This window comes from Streptomyces sp. S3(2020) (assembly GCF_013044505.1).
Classification (GTDB): domain Bacteria; phylum Actinomycetota; class Actinomycetes; order Streptomycetales; family Streptomycetaceae; genus Streptomyces.
Window position 1 is genome coordinate 1 of sequence record NZ_JABERD010000394.1, and the last position, 4,409, is coordinate 4,409.

Below are 4,409 nucleotides of genomic sequence, written 5' to 3' on the forward strand. Positions count from 1 at the left end.
CCGCTGATGCCACCCGCCCCACAGCAGCTTGGCGACACTGGAGGCGCCGGCGTCCCCCGGACTCCCCAGCGTCCGCAGGGCGTTCCACCGCATCACCCGCAGCTCGGCCCACTGCCGGACCAGCCGGTCCCGTAGGACGGGATCACCCACCGTCCCGCTGTCGAGGGCCGCCCGCACCACCCGCCCCAACTCGGCGGCGAACCCGATCTGCTGGGCGAGCGTGGACACCCCCCGCTCGAACCCGAGCAGACTCATCGCGACCCGCCACCCGGCTCCCCCACCCCCGCCGACATGCTCCACGCGCGCGTGCGCGCCGTCGAAGAACACCTCGTTGAACTCGCTGGTGCCGGTCATCTGCCGGATGGGCCGCACCTCGATCCGCCCCGGCTGGTCCATGGCGACCAGCAGAAAGGACAGCCCGTGATGCCGGACGGACCCCGGTTCGGTACGGGCCAGCACGAAACACCAGTCGGCTTCCCGCGCCAGTGACGTCCAGATCTTCTGCCCGGTGACGCGATACGTCCCGTCCCCGGCAGGCTCCGCCTTGGTGCGGATCCCCGCGAGGTCGGACCCCGCCCCGGGTTCGCTGTACCCCTGACACCACAGTTCGTCCCCGGCGGCGATCGCGGGAAGAAAGCGCCCCTTCTGCTCGGACGTGCCATGCGCGAGCAGCGTGGGCGCCAGCAGGTTCTCCCCGATGTGCCCCGACCGCGGCGGCGCACGGAACCGCGCATACTCCTCGGCCCAGGCGACCTGTTGAGTGAGGGTGGCGCTGCGATTGCCATAGCCGCCCTCGGCCCACCCCAGCCCGATCCACCCGGCTTTCCCGAGGGCACGCTCCCAACCGCGACGGTCCAGCTCGGCCGAGGCATGTTCGCCGAGCCAAGCCCGAGCTTCCGCACGGAAGTCCTCGTCCTCAGCGGTAAACCCGAAGTCCACAGAGGGCTCCTCTCAACACCGGACAGGTGACGCACCCAAGGGGCGCGGGGAACTGCGCGACAAGCCACCGACAACTCGCACCCGCGAGCGGACACAAGGACCCGAGCTCTCAGGCGTTGGGCCGCTCCCCCTCCCGCGCCGCCCTTTCCATCCCCGCCACCTGCGACAGCATCGGCATCGGATCCACCCCCACCGACCCCGGCAAGAACTCCGCGATCGTTTCCGGCGTCCACCCGCCGGAGGCATACGCGGCGCGCAGCTCCCGCGGCTGAGCCCACACCGCGATCTTCGGCCCGGCGACCGTGTACACCTGCCCGGTGACCTCCCGAGCCCGCTCCGACAGCAGGTACACGACGAGCGCGGCCACGTCCTCCGGCTCCCCGATCTCCGCGAGCGACATGGGCACACCCGCCGACATCCGCGTACGAGCCACCGGTGCCACCGCGTTCGCGGTCACCCCGTACTTGTTCAGCCCCAGCGCCGCGCTGCGGACCAGCGAGATGATCCCGCCCTTCGCGGCGCTGTAGTTGGCCTGCGAGACGGACCCTTGGTGGTTCCCGCTGGTGAACCCGATCAGGGTTCCGGCCTGCTGCTTGCGCATCACCGCGGAGGCGGCCCGGAAGACCGTGAACGTCCCTTTGAGGTGCGTGGCGACCACCGGATCCCACTCGTCCTCGGTCATGTTGAACAGCATCCGCTCGCGCAGGATCCCGGCGACGCACACGACCCCGTCCAGCCGCCCGTACGACGACAGGGCCACGTCGACGACCCGCTGACCGCCCGCCATGGTCGAGACGTCGTCGGCCACGGCGACGGCCTCGCCGCCGGCCGCCGAGATCTCCTTGACGACGGCCTCGGCGACCTCGCTCGCCGGCGACTCGCCGTCCACCGACACCCCGTAGTCGTTGACGACGACGGACGCTCCCTCGGCCGCCGCGCAGAGCGCCACCGCCCGGCCGATCCCGCGCCCCGCCCCGGTCACGGCGACCACCTTGCCTGCCAAGAAGTTCCCCACGCCCGGCCCCTTCCCGCGGTTTCTGACGGACCGTTAGATTTTATGACCCGTCAGATACCCGTAGACAAGCCCCGGGGGAGCACCGATGCCACTGCCCGCGATGCATCCGGCGTTTCACGACATCGCCAAGCGCGTGAACAACTGGGGCCGTTGGGGCGCCGACGACGAGATCGGCACCCTGAACCTGATCACCGACGAGGTCGTACGCCAGGCCGCGGCGGAGGTCAGGACCGGCCGCCGCGTCCCGCTCTCGCTCCCGCTGAAGGAGGACGGTGTACAGACCGGCATGATCCCCGGCCGGGTCAACCCCCTGCACGCGATGGTCCAGATCAACCAGGAGATCTTCGGTCCGGGCACGGTCGCGTGCAGCGACGACGCCGTGACGATGGGCCTTCAGGCGGCCACCCACTGGGACGCGCTCACCCATGTCTCGCACTCGGGCGTGCTCTACAACGGCCGGTCCGCCGCCACCATCACCCCGCACGGCGGCGCCGAGTTCAGCGGCATCGACAAGGCCCGGCACATCGTCTCGCGCGGCGTCCTGCTGGACGTCGCACGCGCGCGTGGCACGGACCGGCTGGGCGGCTCGTACGCCGTCACCCCGGAGGACCTGGACGCCGCCGAGGAACTCGCGGGCACGCGTGTGCGGGCCGGCGACATCGTGCTCGTACGGACCGGGCAGATCCAGGTGTATCTGTCGGGCGACAAGCACGCGTACGGCTATCCGTCACCGGGACTGTCGATCCGTACGCCGGAGTGGTTCCACGCGCGCGATGTCGCGGCGGTCGCGAACGACACGCTGACCTTCGAGATATTTCCGCCCGAGGTCGAGGATCTGTGGCTGCCCGTGCACGCGCTCGACCTGGTGGAGATGGGGATGCTCCAGGGCCAGAACTGGAATCTCGAAGAGTTGTCCACAGCCTGTGGAGAAGCGGGCCGCTACACGTTCCTGCTGTCGGCGATGCCCGAGCCGTTCGTCGGCGCGACGGGCACTCCGGTGGCACCCGTGGCCGTGCTGTGAGGCCGGCCGGACGGCGGCGCCCCCGCGCCCGCCCCGAGCGCGACACCGTGCTCCGCCGTCCGACTCCGGCGCACCCTCCCCCACTCTCGACTTCGCTCGACCGGGGGACCCCCATCGATCCCCCGGCCCTGAAGGAACCGGCGCCGATTCACGATCCACACTCGCCGAGGGCTCCCGTCACCGAAACCCTCGCCGTCCCCTCGCGGCGAATCGCTGACCACAAGCGTGAGCAAACGGACACGCGGCGTCAACACCCGTTCGGAGATTTATTACTTACGCACCTTTTGTTACGGGCGCGCACGGAAGCACATCACGGCGCACCATCTCTTGATCGACGCGGCGGACCGGGCCGCTCTGCGGCCGCGCACCGGCCACGCGCCAGCCACACACCAGTCACGCGACCTCGGGCGCGAAGACCTCAGACGGCCTCGTACGCCAGCCCTTCGTACCCCTCGAAGGCCGAGACACCGCCGCCGAAGGACGCGGCACCCTCGCGGCCCTCCACCGCGCAGCGGTCGAGTTCGCACCAGATGCGCTTCCCGGCCCCTTCGGGGCTCCAGCCCCACCGGTCGGCGAGACCGTCGACCAGGGCGAGTCCGCGGCCGCCCGTCGCGTCACCGTCGGCACAGCGCGGCACGGGGGCGCGACCGCTGGCGTCGGCCACCTCCAGGCGGACGGTGGCCTGTTCGGACGTGGCACCGGGCAGCGACAGGCGCAGGACGGCCGGACGGCCGGTGTGCACCACGGCATTGGTGACCAGTTCGGACACGAGCAGGATCAGGGTCTCGGCGAGCGGCTCGTCGACCCCTATCCCGGATCCGGCGAGCCGCGAGCGGGCCCACCGCCGGGCTCGCCCCACCTCAGCGGGGTCGGGCCGGATCTCCAGCTGCACTTGAAGCACCTGCACCGCTCACACCATCCGAACCGGCAGACACATAGCCTCGCGCCTCACGAGGGCCACGATCGTAGCCATTTTTTGCATGGCCAGAACAATGGCCACAGCCGGGATCACAGAACGTGAATCCCTTACGAGACAGCATGGTTGACGTACAGTCACCTCAACAAGCGCTTCGGGCATATTCCAGCGCGAAGGAGTACCCGGCTGGCATACTGTGCGACGCTCGTTGCGGGGAGTCGAACAGGTGGAGGCCAACGGCCCGCCGACCCTGCGAGAAGCGGCGCGCACCGCCGCATCCGGAGCCGCCACAGAGGCAACACCGGCATGGCTCGTGCTCGGAACCACTCGCATCCCACAGAAGGTACCGGAGCGACTCCCCGACTCCAGGCCGTGACGGGTCACGCATAGGACACAACCCGATATCAACGCTCCGTAATTCCGGTATGCCACAATCCGCGACATCCGGCGGGAGCGCTCCCGCCGGATGTCGCGGATTGTGGCATACCGGAATTACGGAGCGTTGATATCGGGTTGTG

Annotated in this window: 4 protein-coding genes; 1 reads left to right on the forward strand and 3 read right to left on the reverse strand. The window is 69.9% G+C overall.

The window, feature by feature from the left end; genetic code table 11:
* Both HLK59_RS48415 and HLK59_RS48420 read right to left on the reverse strand, forming a co-directional pair.
* Positions 1-939, reverse strand: a 939-nt coding sequence (locus tag HLK59_RS48415; protein ID WP_171148063.1) for an acyl-CoA dehydrogenase family protein, incomplete at its 3' end; no start/stop codon positions are given.
* Between the two features lie 109 nt (positions 940-1,048).
* Positions 1,049-1,954, reverse strand: coding sequence for an SDR family oxidoreductase (locus HLK59_RS48420; protein ID WP_171148064.1), 906 nt, complete (start codon positions 1,952-1,954; stop codon positions 1,049-1,051).
* Between the two features lie 85 nt (positions 1,955-2,039).
* Between HLK59_RS48420 and HLK59_RS48425 the strand changes: the two genes are divergently transcribed.
* Complete coding sequence (locus tag HLK59_RS48425) at positions 2,040-2,975, forward strand: cyclase family protein (protein ID WP_171148065.1); 936 nt, start codon at positions 2,040-2,042, stop codon at positions 2,973-2,975.
* A 418-nt stretch (positions 2,976-3,393) separates the two neighbouring features.
* Here HLK59_RS48425 and HLK59_RS48430 read toward each other — a convergent pair whose 3' ends face one another.
* Positions 3,394-3,867, reverse strand: a complete 474-nt coding sequence (locus HLK59_RS48430; RefSeq protein WP_171148066.1) for an ATP-binding protein — start codon at positions 3,865-3,867, stop codon at positions 3,394-3,396.
* Positions 3,868-4,409: the final 542 nt, after the last annotated feature.